The organism is Streptomyces poonensis (assembly GCF_014650915.1).
GTDB lineage: Bacteria > Actinomycetota > Actinomycetes > Streptomycetales > Streptomycetaceae > Streptomyces > Streptomyces poonensis.
Window position 1 is genome coordinate 51,819 of record NZ_BMVW01000006.1, and the last position, 13,543, is coordinate 65,361.

The 13,543-nt window shown below is 72.1% G+C and carries 11 protein-coding genes and 1 pseudogene; 6 read left to right on the forward strand and 6 right to left on the reverse strand.

Going from position 1 to position 13,543, the window contains the following annotated elements:
* Positions 1 to 16: 16 nt before the first annotated feature.
* The 3 genes from IE242_RS17135 to IE242_RS17145 are packed head-to-tail and all read left to right on the forward strand — an operon-like array spanning position 17 to position 3,499.
* A complete protein-coding gene (locus tag IE242_RS17135) occupies positions 17 to 1,018 on the forward strand; it encodes an NTP transferase domain-containing protein (RefSeq protein ID WP_189860081.1) in 1,002 nt (333 codons plus the stop codon).
* Entirely contained in the window at positions 1,015 to 2,346 is a 1,332-nt protein-coding gene (locus IE242_RS17140) for a molybdopterin molybdotransferase MoeA (protein WP_189860083.1), read from the forward strand. The genes IE242_RS17135 and IE242_RS17140 overlap by 4 nt, the downstream gene beginning before the upstream one ends.
* Before the next feature lie 55 nt (positions 2,347 to 2,401).
* Entirely contained in the window at positions 2,402 to 3,499 is a 1,098-nt protein-coding gene (locus tag IE242_RS17145) for a potassium channel family protein (RefSeq protein ID WP_189860085.1), read from the forward strand.
* Between the two features lie 135 nt (positions 3,500 to 3,634).
* On the opposite strand, the gene IE242_RS17150 is transcribed toward IE242_RS17145, so the two are convergent.
* Together IE242_RS17150 and IE242_RS17155 are read right to left on the reverse strand one after the other, a co-directional pair.
* The gene (locus tag IE242_RS17150; protein WP_189860087.1) at positions 3,635 to 4,483 is read right to left on the reverse strand and encodes an ABC transporter permease; all 849 of its coding nucleotides are present in this window, start codon (positions 4,481 to 4,483) and stop codon (positions 3,635 to 3,637) included.
* On the reverse strand, positions 4,480 to 5,550 hold the full coding sequence (locus tag IE242_RS17155) for an ATP-binding cassette domain-containing protein (RefSeq protein ID WP_229859028.1): 1,071 nt from the start codon (positions 5,548 to 5,550) through the stop codon (positions 4,480 to 4,482). The genes IE242_RS17150 and IE242_RS17155 overlap by 4 nt, the downstream gene beginning before the upstream one ends.
* A gap of 267 nt (positions 5,551 to 5,817) precedes the next feature.
* Here IE242_RS17155 and IE242_RS17160 point away from each other — a divergent pair, with 267 nt between their 5' ends.
* The gene (locus IE242_RS17160) at positions 5,818 to 6,798 is read left to right on the forward strand and encodes an NAD(P)H-quinone oxidoreductase (RefSeq protein ID WP_189860614.1); all 981 of its coding nucleotides are present in this window, start codon (positions 5,818 to 5,820) and stop codon (positions 6,796 to 6,798) included.
* 24 nt (positions 6,799 to 6,822) lie between these two features.
* Here IE242_RS17160 and IE242_RS17165 read toward each other — a convergent pair whose 3' ends face one another.
* Entirely contained in the window at positions 6,823 to 7,392 is a 570-nt protein-coding gene (locus IE242_RS17165; protein WP_229859029.1) for a hypothetical protein, read from the reverse strand.
* A 313-nt stretch (positions 7,393 to 7,705) separates the two neighbouring features.
* On the opposite strand from IE242_RS17165, the gene IE242_RS17170 reads away from it, so the two are divergent.
* Positions 7,706 to 8,257 (forward strand): bacterial proteasome activator family protein, encoded by a 552-nt coding sequence (locus tag IE242_RS17170; RefSeq protein ID WP_189860089.1) that lies wholly within the window; start codon positions 7,706 to 7,708, stop codon positions 8,255 to 8,257.
* A gap of 131 nt (positions 8,258 to 8,388) precedes the next feature.
* On the opposite strand, the pseudogene IE242_RS17175 reads toward IE242_RS17170, so the two are convergent.
* Positions 8,389 to 9,191: pseudogene (locus IE242_RS17175) on the reverse strand (protein kinase domain-containing protein); the annotation flags it as partial.
* Between the two features lie 360 nt (positions 9,192 to 9,551).
* Here IE242_RS17175 and IE242_RS17180 point away from each other — a divergent pair.
* A complete protein-coding gene (locus IE242_RS17180; protein ID WP_189860090.1) occupies positions 9,552 to 11,141 on the forward strand; it encodes a protein kinase domain-containing protein in 1,590 nt (529 codons plus the stop codon).
* A gap of 116 nt (positions 11,142 to 11,257) precedes the next feature.
* Here the strand turns inward: IE242_RS17180 and IE242_RS17185 are convergent, their stop codons facing one another.
* Positions 11,258 to 12,289, reverse strand: a complete 1,032-nt coding sequence (locus tag IE242_RS17185; protein WP_189860092.1) for a phosphotransferase — start codon at positions 12,287 to 12,289, stop codon at positions 11,258 to 11,260.
* A gap of 202 nt (positions 12,290 to 12,491) precedes the next feature.
* Positions 12,492 to 13,160 carry a response regulator transcription factor gene (locus tag IE242_RS17190; protein ID WP_189860094.1) on the reverse strand — a complete coding sequence of 223 codons (669 nt, stop codon included), beginning with the start codon at positions 13,158 to 13,160 and terminating at the stop codon, positions 12,492 to 12,494.
* Positions 13,161 to 13,543: the final 383 nt, after the last annotated feature.

A 13,543-nucleotide genomic window follows, 5' to 3' on the forward strand; every position in this document is an offset into this window, starting at 1 on the left:
CGCGCATACTCGGGGGGTGAGCGCGTACGACCCTCCGGACGAACCACAGCCCGGCGCCCCCGTCCCGTACGGCGGCGCCGGGCCCGCTTTCGACGCGGTGATCCTCGCCGGGGGCGCTGCCCGGCGGCTCGGCGGCACCGACAAGCCCGGTGTGCGCGTGGGCGGCCGGAGGCTGCTCGACCGAGTGCTGACCGCCTGCTCCGGCGCCCGGACCACGGTGGTGGTGGCCGACCCCCGGGCGACCGCGCGGCCCGTGGTGTGGGCGCGCGAGGAGCCGGCCGGCGGTGGCCCGCTCGCCGCGCTGGACGCGGGCCTCAGGCACACCACGGCACCGTACGTCGTCCTGCTCTCCGCCGATCTGCCGTTCCTCGGCGAGGGGACGGTACGGCGACTGCTGGGTGCCCTGAGGGACGCGGGGGGACGGGGCGCCCGTCCCGACGGCGTGCTGCTCAGCGACTCCGACGGCCGTGACCAGCCCCTCGTCGCCGCCTACCGGACCGACGCACTGCGGCGCGAACTGGCCGCGCTGACCGCCGAGTACGGCGGCCCGGCCGGGCTGCCTCTGCGACGGCTCACCGGAGCACTCGGCCTCACCCGCATTTCCGACCCCGTCGCGTCGTTCGACTGCGACACCTGGGAGGACATCGCCGCCGCCCGGGCACGCATCAGGGAGCATGGGCACGTGTTGGATGAATGGATTTCCGCAGTCAAGGACGAGCTGGGGATCGACCTCGACGTCGACACCGGCGTCCTGCTCGATCTCGCCCGGGACGCCGCGCACTCGGTGGCCCGCCCGGCGGCCCCGCTGACCACGTTCCTCGCGGGGTACGCCGCCGCCCGGGCGGGGGGAGGACCGGAGGCGGTCGCGGAGGCCGCCCGCAAGGCCTCGGCCCTGGCACTCCGCTGGGCCGAGGAGGACGCCGCCGAAGCCCCCGAAGCTTCCGACGCCGCCGGGAGCACCGGACCAGCGGCCGGGCGGCCGGCCTCCGCCTCCGACGCCCCCACGGACGCCGGATGACCGCCCAGGACGCCGAGGAACTGTATGTGAAGGAGGCGCTCGCGTTGGCCAACGACAGGTCCGGCCACGCCTCCTCCGCCCCGGCGCCCGCCTCCGGCGCCCCGCACGGGCCCGAGGGGGCCCGCCACGCGGCGACCCCCTGGCCGGAGGCCCGTACGCGCGCCGAACGCGCCGCCCGGACGGCGAGGCGCCGTACTCCGGTCACCGTCGCTCTCCACGACGCCCTCGGCCTGGTGCTCGCGGCCCCCCTCACCGCGCTCACGGACCTGCCGTCGTTCGACACCTCCGCCATGGACGGCTGGGCGGTGGCGGGGCCCGGCCCCTGGGCCGTACGAGACGAGGGCGTCCTGGCCGGACACGGGCGGCCGGCCCCCCTCACCGACGGCGAGGCCGCTCCCATCGCCACCGGGGCCCGCCTCCCCCCGGACACCACCGCCGTCCTGCGCAGCGAGCACGGCCGCACCGACGCGAGCGGCCGACTGCACGCCACCCGTGAGGTGAACCACGGGCAGGACATCCGGCCGCGCGCCCAGGAGTGCCGCACCGGCGATCAGCTCCTGCCGCTCGGCACACAGATCACACCGGCCGTGCTGGGGCTCGCCGCGGCCGCCGGTTACGACACGGTGGGAGTGATTCCCCGCCCGCGTGCCGAAGTGCTGGTCCTGGGTGACGAGTTGCTCACCGAGGGGCTCCCGCACGAGGGGCTGATCCGGGACGCGCTCGGCCCCATGCTGCCGTCCTGGCTGGAGGCGCTCGGCGCCGAGGTGACGGCGGTCCGCAGGCTCGGGGACGACGCCCACGCCCTGGAGGAGGCCCTGCGGAACTCCTCCGCCGAACTGATCGTCACGACGGGAGGCACCGCCGCGGGCCCGGTCGACCACGTCCACCCCACCCTGGCCCGGATCGGCGCCGAACTCCTCGTGGACGGGGTCAAGGTCCGTCCGGGCCACCCCATGCTCCTGGCGCGGACCGGGCGCAACCAGCACCTCGTCGGGCTCCCCGGGAACCCTCTGGCGGCCGTCTCCGGCCTGTTCACCCTCGCCGAGCCCCTGCTGCGCACCCTCGCGGGACGAGCCGCCCAGGAGCCGTACGCGCGGCCCGTGAAGGAGGCGGTGCACGGTCACCCGTGCGACACGCGGCTCGTCCCCGTGGTCCTGCGGGGCGACCGTGCGGTACCGCTGCACTACAACGGCCCGGCCATGCTCCGCGGCATCGCGGCAGCGGTGGCCCTGGCCGTCGTACCGCCGGGCGGTGCACGCCCCGGAGAGGCACTGGAGCTGCTGGACCTGCCCTGGGCCACTACGGGGACGCAGGTGTGTTTCACGTGAAACAAGGCAGGCGGAGGACCGTGGGGACCGCAGCGGGGACCAGGGAGCGTTTCACGTGAAACTTCCGGGCCATGATGTGATCGCTCGGCAGGCGGACGAGCATCTCGTCACTCACCAGGTGAAACTGCCGAGACAGACGGTCGAGCGACCGATCCAGCAGGTCGTCAAACGAGTGGTGATGGCGCTGACCCTGCTGGTCGCGACTGCTTTCATCGTCTATGCCGACCGTGACGGCTACAACGACAACTCGGACGGTGACGTCGACCTGCTCGACGCCTTCTACTACGCGACCGTCACCCTCTCCACCACCGGGTACGGCGACATCACCCCGGTCAGCGACGCCGCCCGGTTCGTGAACATCTTCGTCGTCACGCCCCTGCGCGTGCTGTTCCTGATCATCCTGGTCGGCACCACGCTCGAAGTCCTCACGGAACGCACACGTGAGGAATGGCGACAGAACCGCTGGAGGGCGGCTTTGAGGCAGCACACCGTCGTCGTCGGCTTCGGGACGAAGGGGCGGTCGGCGCTCCAGACCGTCCTGGCGTCGGGCCTGAAGAAGGAGCAGGTGGTCGTCGTCGACCCCAGCACGAAGGTGATCGAGGCGGCGACGGCCCACGGCTACGCCGGAGTGATCGGGGACGCCACCCGCAGCGACGTGCTGCTGCGGGCCGAGGTCCAGAAGGCGCGCCAAATCGTCATCGCCACCCAGCGGGACGACACCGCCGTCCTGGTCACGCTCACCGCCCGGCAGCTCAACCGCGGGGCGAAGATCGTGGCCGCGGTACGGGAGGAGGAGAACGCGCCGCTGCTCAAGCAGTCCGGCGCCGACGTGGTCATCACCAGCGCCAGCGCGGCCGGCCGGCTGCTCGGTCTCTCCGTCCTCAGTCCCGCCGCGGGCATGGTCATGGAGGACCTCATCCAGCAGGGCAGCGGTCTGGACATCGTCGAGCGGCCGGTCATAAAGGCCGAGGCGGGGCTCGGCGTACGGGACGTCGACGACCTCGTGGTGAGCGTCGTACGAGGGCACCGGGTGCTCGGGTACGACGACCCGGCCATCGGCGAACTCCATCTGACGGACCGGCTCATCACCATCGTCCGGGCCACACCGAACACCAAGGTGGCCCCCGACATGCGGCCGCTGTCCCACGAGTAGCAAGCGGACTCCCGGCCCGCCGGTAGGCATGACCGAGGGCGCCCACCCCCCGGCGGCGGGCGCCCTCGGCGCCTGTGACGGCCCTGACGCGCGGTGGCCGTACGGCGGTCGCTGACGACGGCCGTACGGCGCCCGCTACTTGCGGTTGTAGAGCCGCATCGTGACCGGGCCGAAGACCAGGACGAACACCGCCGTCCACCCCAGGGACCAGGCGACCGCCGCGGCCGGCCACTCACCGGCCATGAGTCCCCGGACCGCCGAGGCCAGATGCGTGACCGGGTTGTTGTTGACGAACGCCTGGAGCCAGCCCGGCATCGTCCTCGGGTCGACGAAGACATTCGACAGGAACGTCAGCGGGAATATCACCATCATGCTGACGCCCATCACGGACTTCTCGGTGCGCAGCAGCAGCCCGAACATCGTCCAGACCCACGAGAACGCGAACGAGAAGACGATCAGCAGCGCGATGCCGGCGACCACGCCCCCGGCCCCGCCGTCCGGGCGGTATCCCAGGAGCAGGCCGACCGTCAGCATCACCACCGAGGCGATCGTGTAGCGCAGGGCATCACCCAGCAGATACCCGACCATCGTCGACGGCCGCCAGATCGGCAGCGTACGGAACCGGTCGAAGACGCCCTTCTCGATGTCCGTGTTCACCGAGACACCCGTGTACATCGTGATCATCACGACCGACATCACCAGGATGCCCGGCAGCAGGAACTGGAGGTACTCCGTCGGGGAACCGGCCAGGGCACCGCCGAACAGGTAGGTGTACATCAGCACCATCATGATCGGGAAGGCGGTGACGTCGAAGAGCTGCTCCGGCACATGCTTGATCTTGAGGATCGCCCGCCAGCCGAAGGTCAGCGACGCGGACAGGGCGCCGGGGCGCGGCGGCCGCTCCTCGGCGAGCAGCAGGGCGGCCAGCGACTCGGTGCTGACAGGGGCCGGTCCTTCGCCCTTGGCGGGAGTCACCGTGCTCATGCGGCCACCCCCTCCTTCGTGTCGTCGTGCGGTCCAATGGTCTTGGTGTGCGGTCCGGTGGCCCCGTCGTGCGGTCCGGTGGTGTCCTGGGCTCCCGTGTCGTGCCCGGTGAGCGCGAGGAAGACCTCGTCCAGGCTGGGCTGGCCAAGGGAGAAGTTGTCGACGGTGATGCCGCTGCGGGCCAGTTCGGCGAGCGCGCGGGCCGCCTGCTCGGCCGCCCCCCGCCCGTTCGCCGCGCCCGCGCCGACCCGTGCCGTGAGGGCCACCGGATCGGGCTCCGGCTTCACCTCCGCGTCGAGCACCGTCCGCAGCACGACCTCGGCCTGCGGGCGCTGCGCCGGATCACGCAGCCTCAGATGTACCGACCCCGCGCCGACGGACGCCTTCAGCTCGCCCTTGGTGCCCTCCGCGATCACCTTGCCCCGGTCGATGACGGCGATCCGGGACGCGAGCTGGTCGGCCTCGTCCAGGTACTGCGTGGTCAGCAGGACGGTGGTGCCCTGGGCGACCACCGCGCGCACGATGTCCCACACCTGGTTGCGGCTGCGCGGGTCGAGCCCGGTCGTCGGCTCGTCCAGGAAGAGCAGGTCGGGTGTGTTCAGGATGGACGCGGCGATGTCGATACGCCGCCGCATGCCGCCGGAGTACTGCTTGACCTGCTTCCCCGCGGCCTCGCTCAGTCCGAAGGCCGCCAGGAGCTGGTCGCCGCGCTTCCGCGCCGCCGCCTTGCCGTGCCCGAGGAGGCGGCCGAGCAGCATCAGGTTCTCCGCGCCGGTCAGGTCCTCGTCCACGGACGCGTACTGACCGGTGAGGCTCACCCGGCCGCGTACCTCGTCCGCCTCCCGTACGACGTCGTGACCGAAGACCTGCGCCCGGCCGCCGTCCGGGCGCAGGAGGGTGGCGAGCATCTTCACGGTCGTCGTCTTGCCGGCGCCGTTGGGGCCGAGGACGCCGTACACCGTGCCGGCCGGCACGGCGAGGTCGACGCCGTCGACGGCCCGGGTCTCGCCGAACGTCTTCACCAGACCCGCGGTCTCGATCGCGAGGCCGGACGTCTGTCCGCTCATGTTGTGCGTCCTTCCGCGTACGGGACCCCGGTGTACGGGGCTGCCGGCCCTCGTACGGGGTGGGAGCTACGGGCCCCGGTGTACAGGGCTGCGCAAAAGGAGACCGCCGGGAGCTCCGGAACTCATCGGTGCGTCGGTCGCCGTCTGCCGCCGTCGGTCTCCACGGTCCCTCGACTGAAGATCGGCCGCATCACGTGCGCGGCGCGGTGCCGCCCGCGCCGCGCACCTTCGCTCGGAGCGGAAGGCATGAGGAGTAGCGTCCCCTTCATGTACGCGATCACGATTCCTGAACCCGGTGGGCCCGAGGCGCTGGTGTGGGCCGAGGTCCCGGATCCCGAGCCCGGCGAGGGCGAAGTGCTCATCGAGGTGGCGACGAGCGCGGTGAACCGCGCCGACATCATGCAGCGCCAGGGCTTCTACGACCCACCGCCCGGCGCCTCCCCGTACCCCGGCCTGGAGTGCTCCGGACGGATCGCCGAGCTGGGCCCCGGGGTCTCCGGATGGGCCGTCGGCGACGAGGTGTGCGCGTTGCTCTCGGGTGGCGGATACGCGGAGAAGGTCGCCGTTCCGGCCGGGCAGCTGCTGCCCGTGCCCGCGGGTCTCGAGGTCCGGCAGGCGGCCGCGCTCCCCGAGGTGACCTGCACCGTCTGGTCGAACGTTTTCATGATCGCCCATCTCCGGCCCGGTGAGACGTTCCTCGTGCACGGCGGCTCCAGTGGCATCGGCACGATGGCGATCCAGCTCGCCAAGGCCGTCGGCGCGCGGGTCGCCGTCACGGCGGGCACCCAGGAGAAGCTGGACTACTGCGCCGGTCTGGGCGCGGACATCCTGATCAACTACCGCGAGCAGGACTTCGTCGAGGAGATCAAGCGGGCCACCGACGGTGCGGGCGCGGACGTCATCCTCGACAACATGGGCGCCAAGTACCTGGACCGCAACGTCCAGGCCCTCGCGGTCAACGGGCGCCTCGCCATCATCGGCATGCAGGGCGGGGTGAAGGGCGAGCTGAACATCGGTCTGCTGCTCGGCAAGCGCGGCGCGATCAGCGCGACCTCCCTGCGGGCGCGACCGCTCGGCGAGAAGGCGACGATCGTGGCGGCGGTGCGCGAGCACGTGTGGCCGCTGATCGAGGGCGGGCACGTACGTCCGGTCGTCGACCGCGAACTGCCGATGAGCGAGGCGGCACAGGCCCACCAGGTGCTGGAGGAGAGCGGACACGTCGGCAAGGTGCTGCTGGTGACGGAGTAGGGGGCCGCGCCGGCCCGGGCCGCCTCACGAGCGGCGCAGGCGCAGGCCGGCGAAGGCGAGTCCCAGCCCGAGGCCGATGAGGATCAGACCGGTGCCGAGGGGCAGTACCCGCACCGCGGGCTCCTCGGCGGCGCCCGTCCGGGTGCCCCGCTCCCGGCCTCCGGGCGTCGCCTCGTCGGGCAGCGCGGCGTGGTGGGACGACTCGGGCGAGCGGACGGATTCCGGCTTCGCCGGATTCGCCGGCTCCGCGTGCGTCTCCTCGGCGGTCGCCGCGTCGGCGGCGCCGGCAGTCTCAGTCTCGGTGTCGGTGTCGGTGTCGGTGTCGGTGCCGGTGCCGGTCTTGGTGTCGGTGTCGGTGTCGATGTCGGTATCGGGGTCGGGGTCCTCCCGTCCGGGCCGTTCCCGCCCCTCGCCCGCGCGGCTTCCCGCACGGGACGCCTCTGCGGGCGGGGTCCGTTCAGCGGCTGCCGCGGACGGGGACGGGACGGCGCCCGCCGCCGTCACCAGCACCGAAAGGACGAGGCTCGCGAGCAGGTGCGGGCGGAGCCATCGCGGCGGGCGGAGCCGTCGCAGCACATATGACCGTGAGTTCACGCCGGTTACCCCTCCCAGGGGCGAAGGGCGAAGGACGGTGCCGAAGGCCGCCGAAGGCGCGGACGACCGCGGGAGACAGCCCGTCAGCAGTCACTCAAGGCTCACACGCCACTCCGGCCGACGCATGCCGAGACCGTACGGACCTACGCCATGCGAGCGGTCCGCGCCGCGGGTCCGGGTCCCGAGATCCCCAGAACCGTCCCGGAACCGAACGTCCTCCCCCCGGAAGTGAACAAAACGCACGTACGCGGTGGATCACTCCCGTGCGGGGGCACCACGGTGATGAGGTGTACACGTGCGAGAGAATGGCGGCATGGAGATGCCGAGGAACGAACGGTCGTCCGAGCAACCCCAGATCCTGGTCGTCGGCCAGGACGGCATGGCAATCGGCGGCGGCGGCGGTGGCGGCGGGGACGACGACTCCCGCGAGATCCCGGTGACGGAGCAGGTGGAGCAGCCCGCGAAGGTCATGCGCATCGGCAGCATGATCAAGCAGCTGCTGGAGGAGGTGCGGGCGGCACCCCTCGACGAGGCGAGCCGGGCCCGGCTGAAGGACATCCACGCCAGCTCGGTCAAGGAGCTGGAGGACGGCCTCGCCCCCGAGCTGGTCGAGGAGCTCGAGCGGCTCTCCCTGCCCTTCACGGACGAGGCGGTGCCCAGCGACGCGGAGCTGCGCATCGCGCAGGCCCAGCTGGTCGGCTGGCTGGAAGGGCTGTTCCACGGGATCCAGACCACGCTGTTCGCCCAGCAGATGGCCGCGCGGGCCCAGCTGGAGCAGATGCGCCGCGCCCTTCCGCCGGGCGTCGGCGGCGAGGGCCACGAGGACCCGCGTGCGGGTGGGCGCTCGGGCGGACCGTACCTCTAGTGACCTCTGGTGCGCCGGTGACGCGCCGCGCTGTGGAAGGGCCCGGCACCAGGGAGGTGCCGGGCCCTCCCACTCGAAGCTGTCCTACCGTTCTAGCGCGGCCCTGCACCGGTCATTCGTAGGATCGGAGAGGTCCGGGAGCTCGGGACGATGCTCGGTGCGGCGGTTCGGAACGACGACGCCACCCGCAGGCACTCGGCGCGCATCGCCTCGGCGCTCGGGAAGCGCTCGTCGGGGTTCTTCCGCAGCGCGCGGGTGACCAGCCGGCACAGCATGACGCCGACCGAGTACAGATCGGAGCACGCGCCGACACCGCGGCCGAGGGCCCGCTCCGGCGAGAGGTACTGCGGGGTGCCGACGACCACGCCGGTCTGTGTCATGGCGTGACGCCGGACTGCACGGCCCGGGCGATGCCGAAGTCCATGACCTCGACCACACCGCGCTTGGTCACCATCACGTTGCCCGGCTCGATGTCGCGGTGGACCGGGCCCGACTCGTGACTGGACTCCAGCGTGGCCGGCACGTCCCCGGTGATCCGCAGCGCCCTGTCGGCCGGCATCGCGCCGTGCTCCCGGACATCCGCGTCGAGCACCGGGACGAGCGGCCGGCCCTCGACGTACTCCATGACGATGTACGGCGTCGGGACGCCGTCACCGTCGGACAGGATGTCCTCGCCGGTGTCGAAGACCGAGACGATGGTGGTGTGCGTGAGCTTCGCCACGGTCCGTGCCTCGCGGCGGAACCGCTCGCGGAACGCCTGCTCGCGTCCGAGCGTGCTGTGCGGTGCTCGATCGCGACCTGCCGGTCGGGCACCGAGTCGTACGCGAGGTGCACCGAGGCCATGCCGCCCCCACCGAGCGGAGCGCGCAGCTGAGGGCGGCCGCCGGTGAGCGCACGCCCCGGGTACCAGCCCCTGGACGCCGTCCTGGCTCATCTGTCTGTGTCCCCCATCGGCGCGGGTGCGAGCTGCCGGTGTGGCGCCCGCGGTCGGCGATCCTCGTGATCTTCGCGCTCCTCCCGGCCAAGTCTGCCCGAGGGCACCGACACGTCAAGCGAGGTGCCCGTTCCGTGTCCGTAAGCGAAGGAAGCGTCGCGGAAGCGTTACAGCGGGGGTACGGCCGGCGCACATAATTTGCACGGCGGGGCCAGCTGAGGGTTGGATGGCCGGTCCCTTATCTGATTCCGTCTCGCATCCAAGTCGGACCGGTGCGTTGCGGGAAGGCTGTAGCGTGGCCCGACAGGAGACCGTAACAACCACCGCGCGGACCGCGGGCAGAAACGACGGCGAGGACTGATGGCACAGCAGCAGCGCGCTCAGGGCCCGTCCGACCCCGAGGCGGCTGGCGGCGGTATGTCAGACGCGCCGGAGATGTGGGGTAACGGCGGACTTGTCGGGGACGGCCGGTACCGGCTGACCGGCAGACTCGGCCGGGGCGGCATGGCCGAGGTGTTCGCGGCCGAGGACGTACGTCTCGGTCGCACGGTCGCGGTGAAGCTGCTGCGGTCCGACCTGGCCGAGGACCCCGTCTCGAAGGCGCGCTTCACGCGCGAGGCGCAGTCGGTGGCCGGGCTCAACCACCACTCGATCGTCGCGGTGTACGACTCCGGTGAGGACGTCGTGAACGGCACCCCCGTGCCGTACATCGTGATGGAGCTCGTCGAGGGCCGCACGATCCGCGATCTGCTGCTCAACGCCGAGGCCCCCGGGCCCGAGCAGGCGCTGATCATCGTCTCGGGCGTCCTGGAGGCGCTGGCCTACTCGCACCAGCACGGCATCGTGCACCGCGACATCAAGCCGGCGAACGTGATCATCACCACGTCGGGCGCCGTGAAGGTGATGGACTTCGGCATCGCGCGCGCCCTGCACGGCGCGTCCACGACGATGACCCAGACCGGCATGGTCATGGGCACGCCCCAGTACCTCTCCCCGGAGCAGGCGCTCGGCAAGGCCGTCGACCACCGCTCCGACCTGTACGCCACCGGCTGCCTGCTCTACGAACTCCTGGCACTCCGGCCGCCGTTCGTCGGTGAGACCCCGCTGTCGGTGGTCTACCAGCATGTGCAGGACATCCCGGTGCCCCCGTCCGAGGTCTCGGAGGGCGCTCCGCCGGAGCTCGACGGGCTCGCCATGCGTGCGCTCGCCAAGGAGCCGGACGACCGGTTCCAGACGGCCGAGGAGATGCGCGGACTGGTCCAGTACGGCCTGCAGATGCTGTACGACCAGGGCGGTCACACCGGCACCTGGAACACCGGGCCCGTGGGCATGCACGAGGGCCGGCACACCCCGCCCGGGGGCCTCGCCGGTACGACCGTGATGCCGCACGCCGGGGAGGCGGGCACCACCCAGATCCCGCAGCCGATCCTGCCGGTCGGCGGCGGCCGCGACGACGGCGGTTTCGAGGGGCACGGCAACCAGGGCAGCGGCCGCGGCAAGCTGTGGGTCCTCGCGGTGCTCGCGGTCATCGCCATCGCGGCGGGTGTCGCCCTCGCGCTCAACACCACCACCGACAAGGGGGGCGGCGACGGAGGGACGACCAAGTCGCCGTCCGCCACGGAGTCGGCCGAGGAGAAGAAGCCCAGCGAGTCGCCCAGCGACGAGGCGACCGAGGACACCACGGACGACGGCACCGACACGGGCACCGGCGGGGGCTCGGGCTGGGGGCAGCCCTCGTACATCCCGTCGCCGAGCTACAGCCCCTCCTACTCGCAGAGCGAGGCACCGCCGGTCGACCCGACGGATCCGGCGACGGAGACCGAGGTGCCGCCGGACGACCAGGAGTCGCAGCCGTCGGACACGGTGACGGAGTCGAGCGATCCGACGGACGGCGGCAACACCGGTGACACGTCGGAGGGCGGCACCCTGGGCGGCGAAGGCGGCCTCTGATCCGCATCGAGCAACACCTCACGCGCGCGTGCGGCCCGGAAACGGGCTCCACGCGCGCGTGCCGTTCCGGGCCCACCGTGCACGAAGCGCGGGGCGCCGCGCCGTGCACGAACGGTTCAGCCCGAGAACGCCTCGCACACCGCGTCGTACTCCCGTGTCCACCACACCACCAGCGCGGACGAGGCGGGGAACTGCCGGTCGGCGCGGGTGTCCCCGCGTTCGTAGTGCCAGCGCAGCATCCAGAAGTCGTTGAGCCGCTCCCACCACACGCGGTGCACGGCGGCCGTGAGTTCGGAGGGCGTGGCGCGTGCGGTACGGCGGTACGCGCGCGCGTAGGCCCGCACCTTGGCCAGGTGCAGGGTGCCGATCGGCCGGAGGAAGAAGATCACCGCGGCCCGCACCGCCTCCTCCGCGCGGGGCTGCACGCCGAGCCGGTCCCAGTCGACGATCGCCGCCGGAGCGGCGCCCTTGTAGAGCACGTTGAAGGGGTGGAAGTCACCGTGCACCCAGCCCACGGAACCGCCCTGCGGGGGTCTGCGGTGCTCGTACCGCTCCAGGAGCGTGCGCCGTTCCAGGAGGCGGTGGCGGGCGAGCTCGTCGAAGCTGTCCGGAGGCCGATGGCGGCGGACCCGGGTGAGCAGGTCGTCGATGAGCGCCAGGGTGCCGGCCGGGTCGGCGCTCGGGGCGGGCGCGGCCGTGGCCCTTCCCTGCGGCGGCATCACCTGTTCCAGGCTGGAGTGCACCACCCCCAGGAGCGCGCCCAGCCGTCCGCACTGGTCGGTGGTGAGCTGGCCGCCGTGGCGATGCCGTCCCTCGATCCACGGGTGCAGGGCGTACGCGTGCCCGCCGACGACGGCCACCGTGCGCCCGTCGCGGCCGGCCAGCGGCGGAGCCACCGGTACGCCCAGGTCCGCCAGCCGCTGGGTCGCCCGGTGCTGGCGGGCGATGGCGGCCGGGGCGGCGGTCTCGGGGTCGAAGTGGTGTTTGAGGAAGTAGTGCCCGTGGGTGGTGGCCAGCCGGTAGCCGCGGTTGAGCAGCCCCTGCTCGACGGGGACACAGGCCAGCGCGGACCCGGCGGCGTACCGTCGCAACAGGTCGCGCAGAGGGGGCGTGTGAAGCTCGGGGGGTGGTACAGACGAGCGCAGCACGCGCCAGATGTTAGGGCACGTCTCCGGGCCGTTGAGCTCGCGCTTGTCACAGACAGTCGTCTTCGGTCACTTCACGTGCCGGAGCTGGCGCTCCCCGCATCGAGCCACCCGTCCGAGGCATACACGGTGACGAACTGCGGCTCGACCTGCGTGTACACAGGCTCGAAGGGTTCACCGTCGGCGGTGCCCGCCGGGTGCCGCGTCACCGTCGCTCGGCCTGCTTGCGTGCCACGTACGCCGCGGCCTGCGAGCGTCTCTGCATACCGAGCTTGGACAGCAGGCTCGAAACGTAGTTCTTGACGGTCTTCTCGGCGAGGTGCAGCCGCTCGCCGATCGCCCGGTTCGTGAGCCCTTCACCGATCAGCTCCAGGATCCTGCGCTCCCGCTGGCTGAGCGCCGCCGTCCGGTCGTCGTCGGCGCCGTCCGCACGGTCCCCGTCGTCCCGCGGAGGCTCCCACGCGCGCGCGGTGGCCGCCGGGTCGAACAGGGACCGCCCGGCGGCGACGTCCCGTACCGCGGCGAGCAGCTCGTCGCCGCGGACCGTCTTCAGGACATATCCGGACGCGCCCGCCGCGATCGCGCCGGAGAGGGCCTCGTCGTCGGCGTACGAGGTCAGCATCAGGCATTTGACGCCCGCGGACCGCGAGCGGACCTCCCGGCACACCTCGACGCCGCTGCCGTCGGGAAGCCGTACGTCCAGGATCGCGACGTCCGGACGGGCGGCCGGGATCCGCGTCAGCGCGTCGGCCGCCGTGCCCGCCTCGCCGACCACCTCGATGTCGTCCTCGCCGGAGAACAGATCACGGATCCCTCGGCGGACGATCTCGTGATCATCGAGCACGAATACGGTGATTCTTCCACTTCCGGGCACGGCGTCAGTCTCACACGGGAGATCCTCCAACGCGTCCGTTTTCCGGACGTCGGTGTGCGGTGGAGAGCGAGGGCCGGTGCCGAAGGCGACGGCAATAGGCCATGCGAACTCTTCCCGTGCTCCAGGTGGCCGGGATAACGTGCCGGTGTTCCGGCCCCCTGCGAGGCTGTGACCAGTGCTGTGACCAGGAACTGTTCCCGACGGGCGTGGGTTACTTGGACATCCGAGCAGTCGGATACTTGGAAATCCAAGGAAATGCCCAGGTCAGGAGGGGTTTCACAGGAATGTGGAGCACTGGGTAACGTGCACTGTGCAGGGCGCTCGCCGGGGCACCTGTCACGCCTGTTCCCGGCCGAGGGCACCCACCCCGTGCCCGGGTGACG

What these genes read in the sequence shown, in the direction of transcription:
- IE242_RS17140 (WP_189860083.1), top strand. Translation starts at nt 1,015, where the DNA reads ATGACCGCCCAGGACGCCGAGGAACTGTATGTGAAGGAGGCGCTCGCG.
- IE242_RS17150 (WP_189860087.1), bottom strand. Translation starts at nt 4,483, where the DNA reads ATGAGCACGGTGACTCCCGCCAAGGGCGAAGGACCGGCCCCTGTCAGC.
- IE242_RS17155 (WP_229859028.1), bottom strand. Translation starts at nt 5,550, where the DNA reads ATGAGCGGACAGACGTCCGGCCTCGCGATCGAGACCGCGGGTCTGGTG.
- IE242_RS17160 (WP_189860614.1), top strand. Translation starts at nt 5,818, where the DNA reads ATGTACGCGATCACGATTCCTGAACCCGGTGGGCCCGAGGCGCTGGTG.
- IE242_RS17170 (WP_189860089.1), top strand. Translation starts at nt 7,706, where the DNA reads ATGGAGATGCCGAGGAACGAACGGTCGTCCGAGCAACCCCAGATCCTG.
- IE242_RS17180 (WP_189860090.1), top strand. Translation starts at nt 9,552, where the DNA reads ATGGCACAGCAGCAGCGCGCTCAGGGCCCGTCCGACCCCGAGGCGGCT.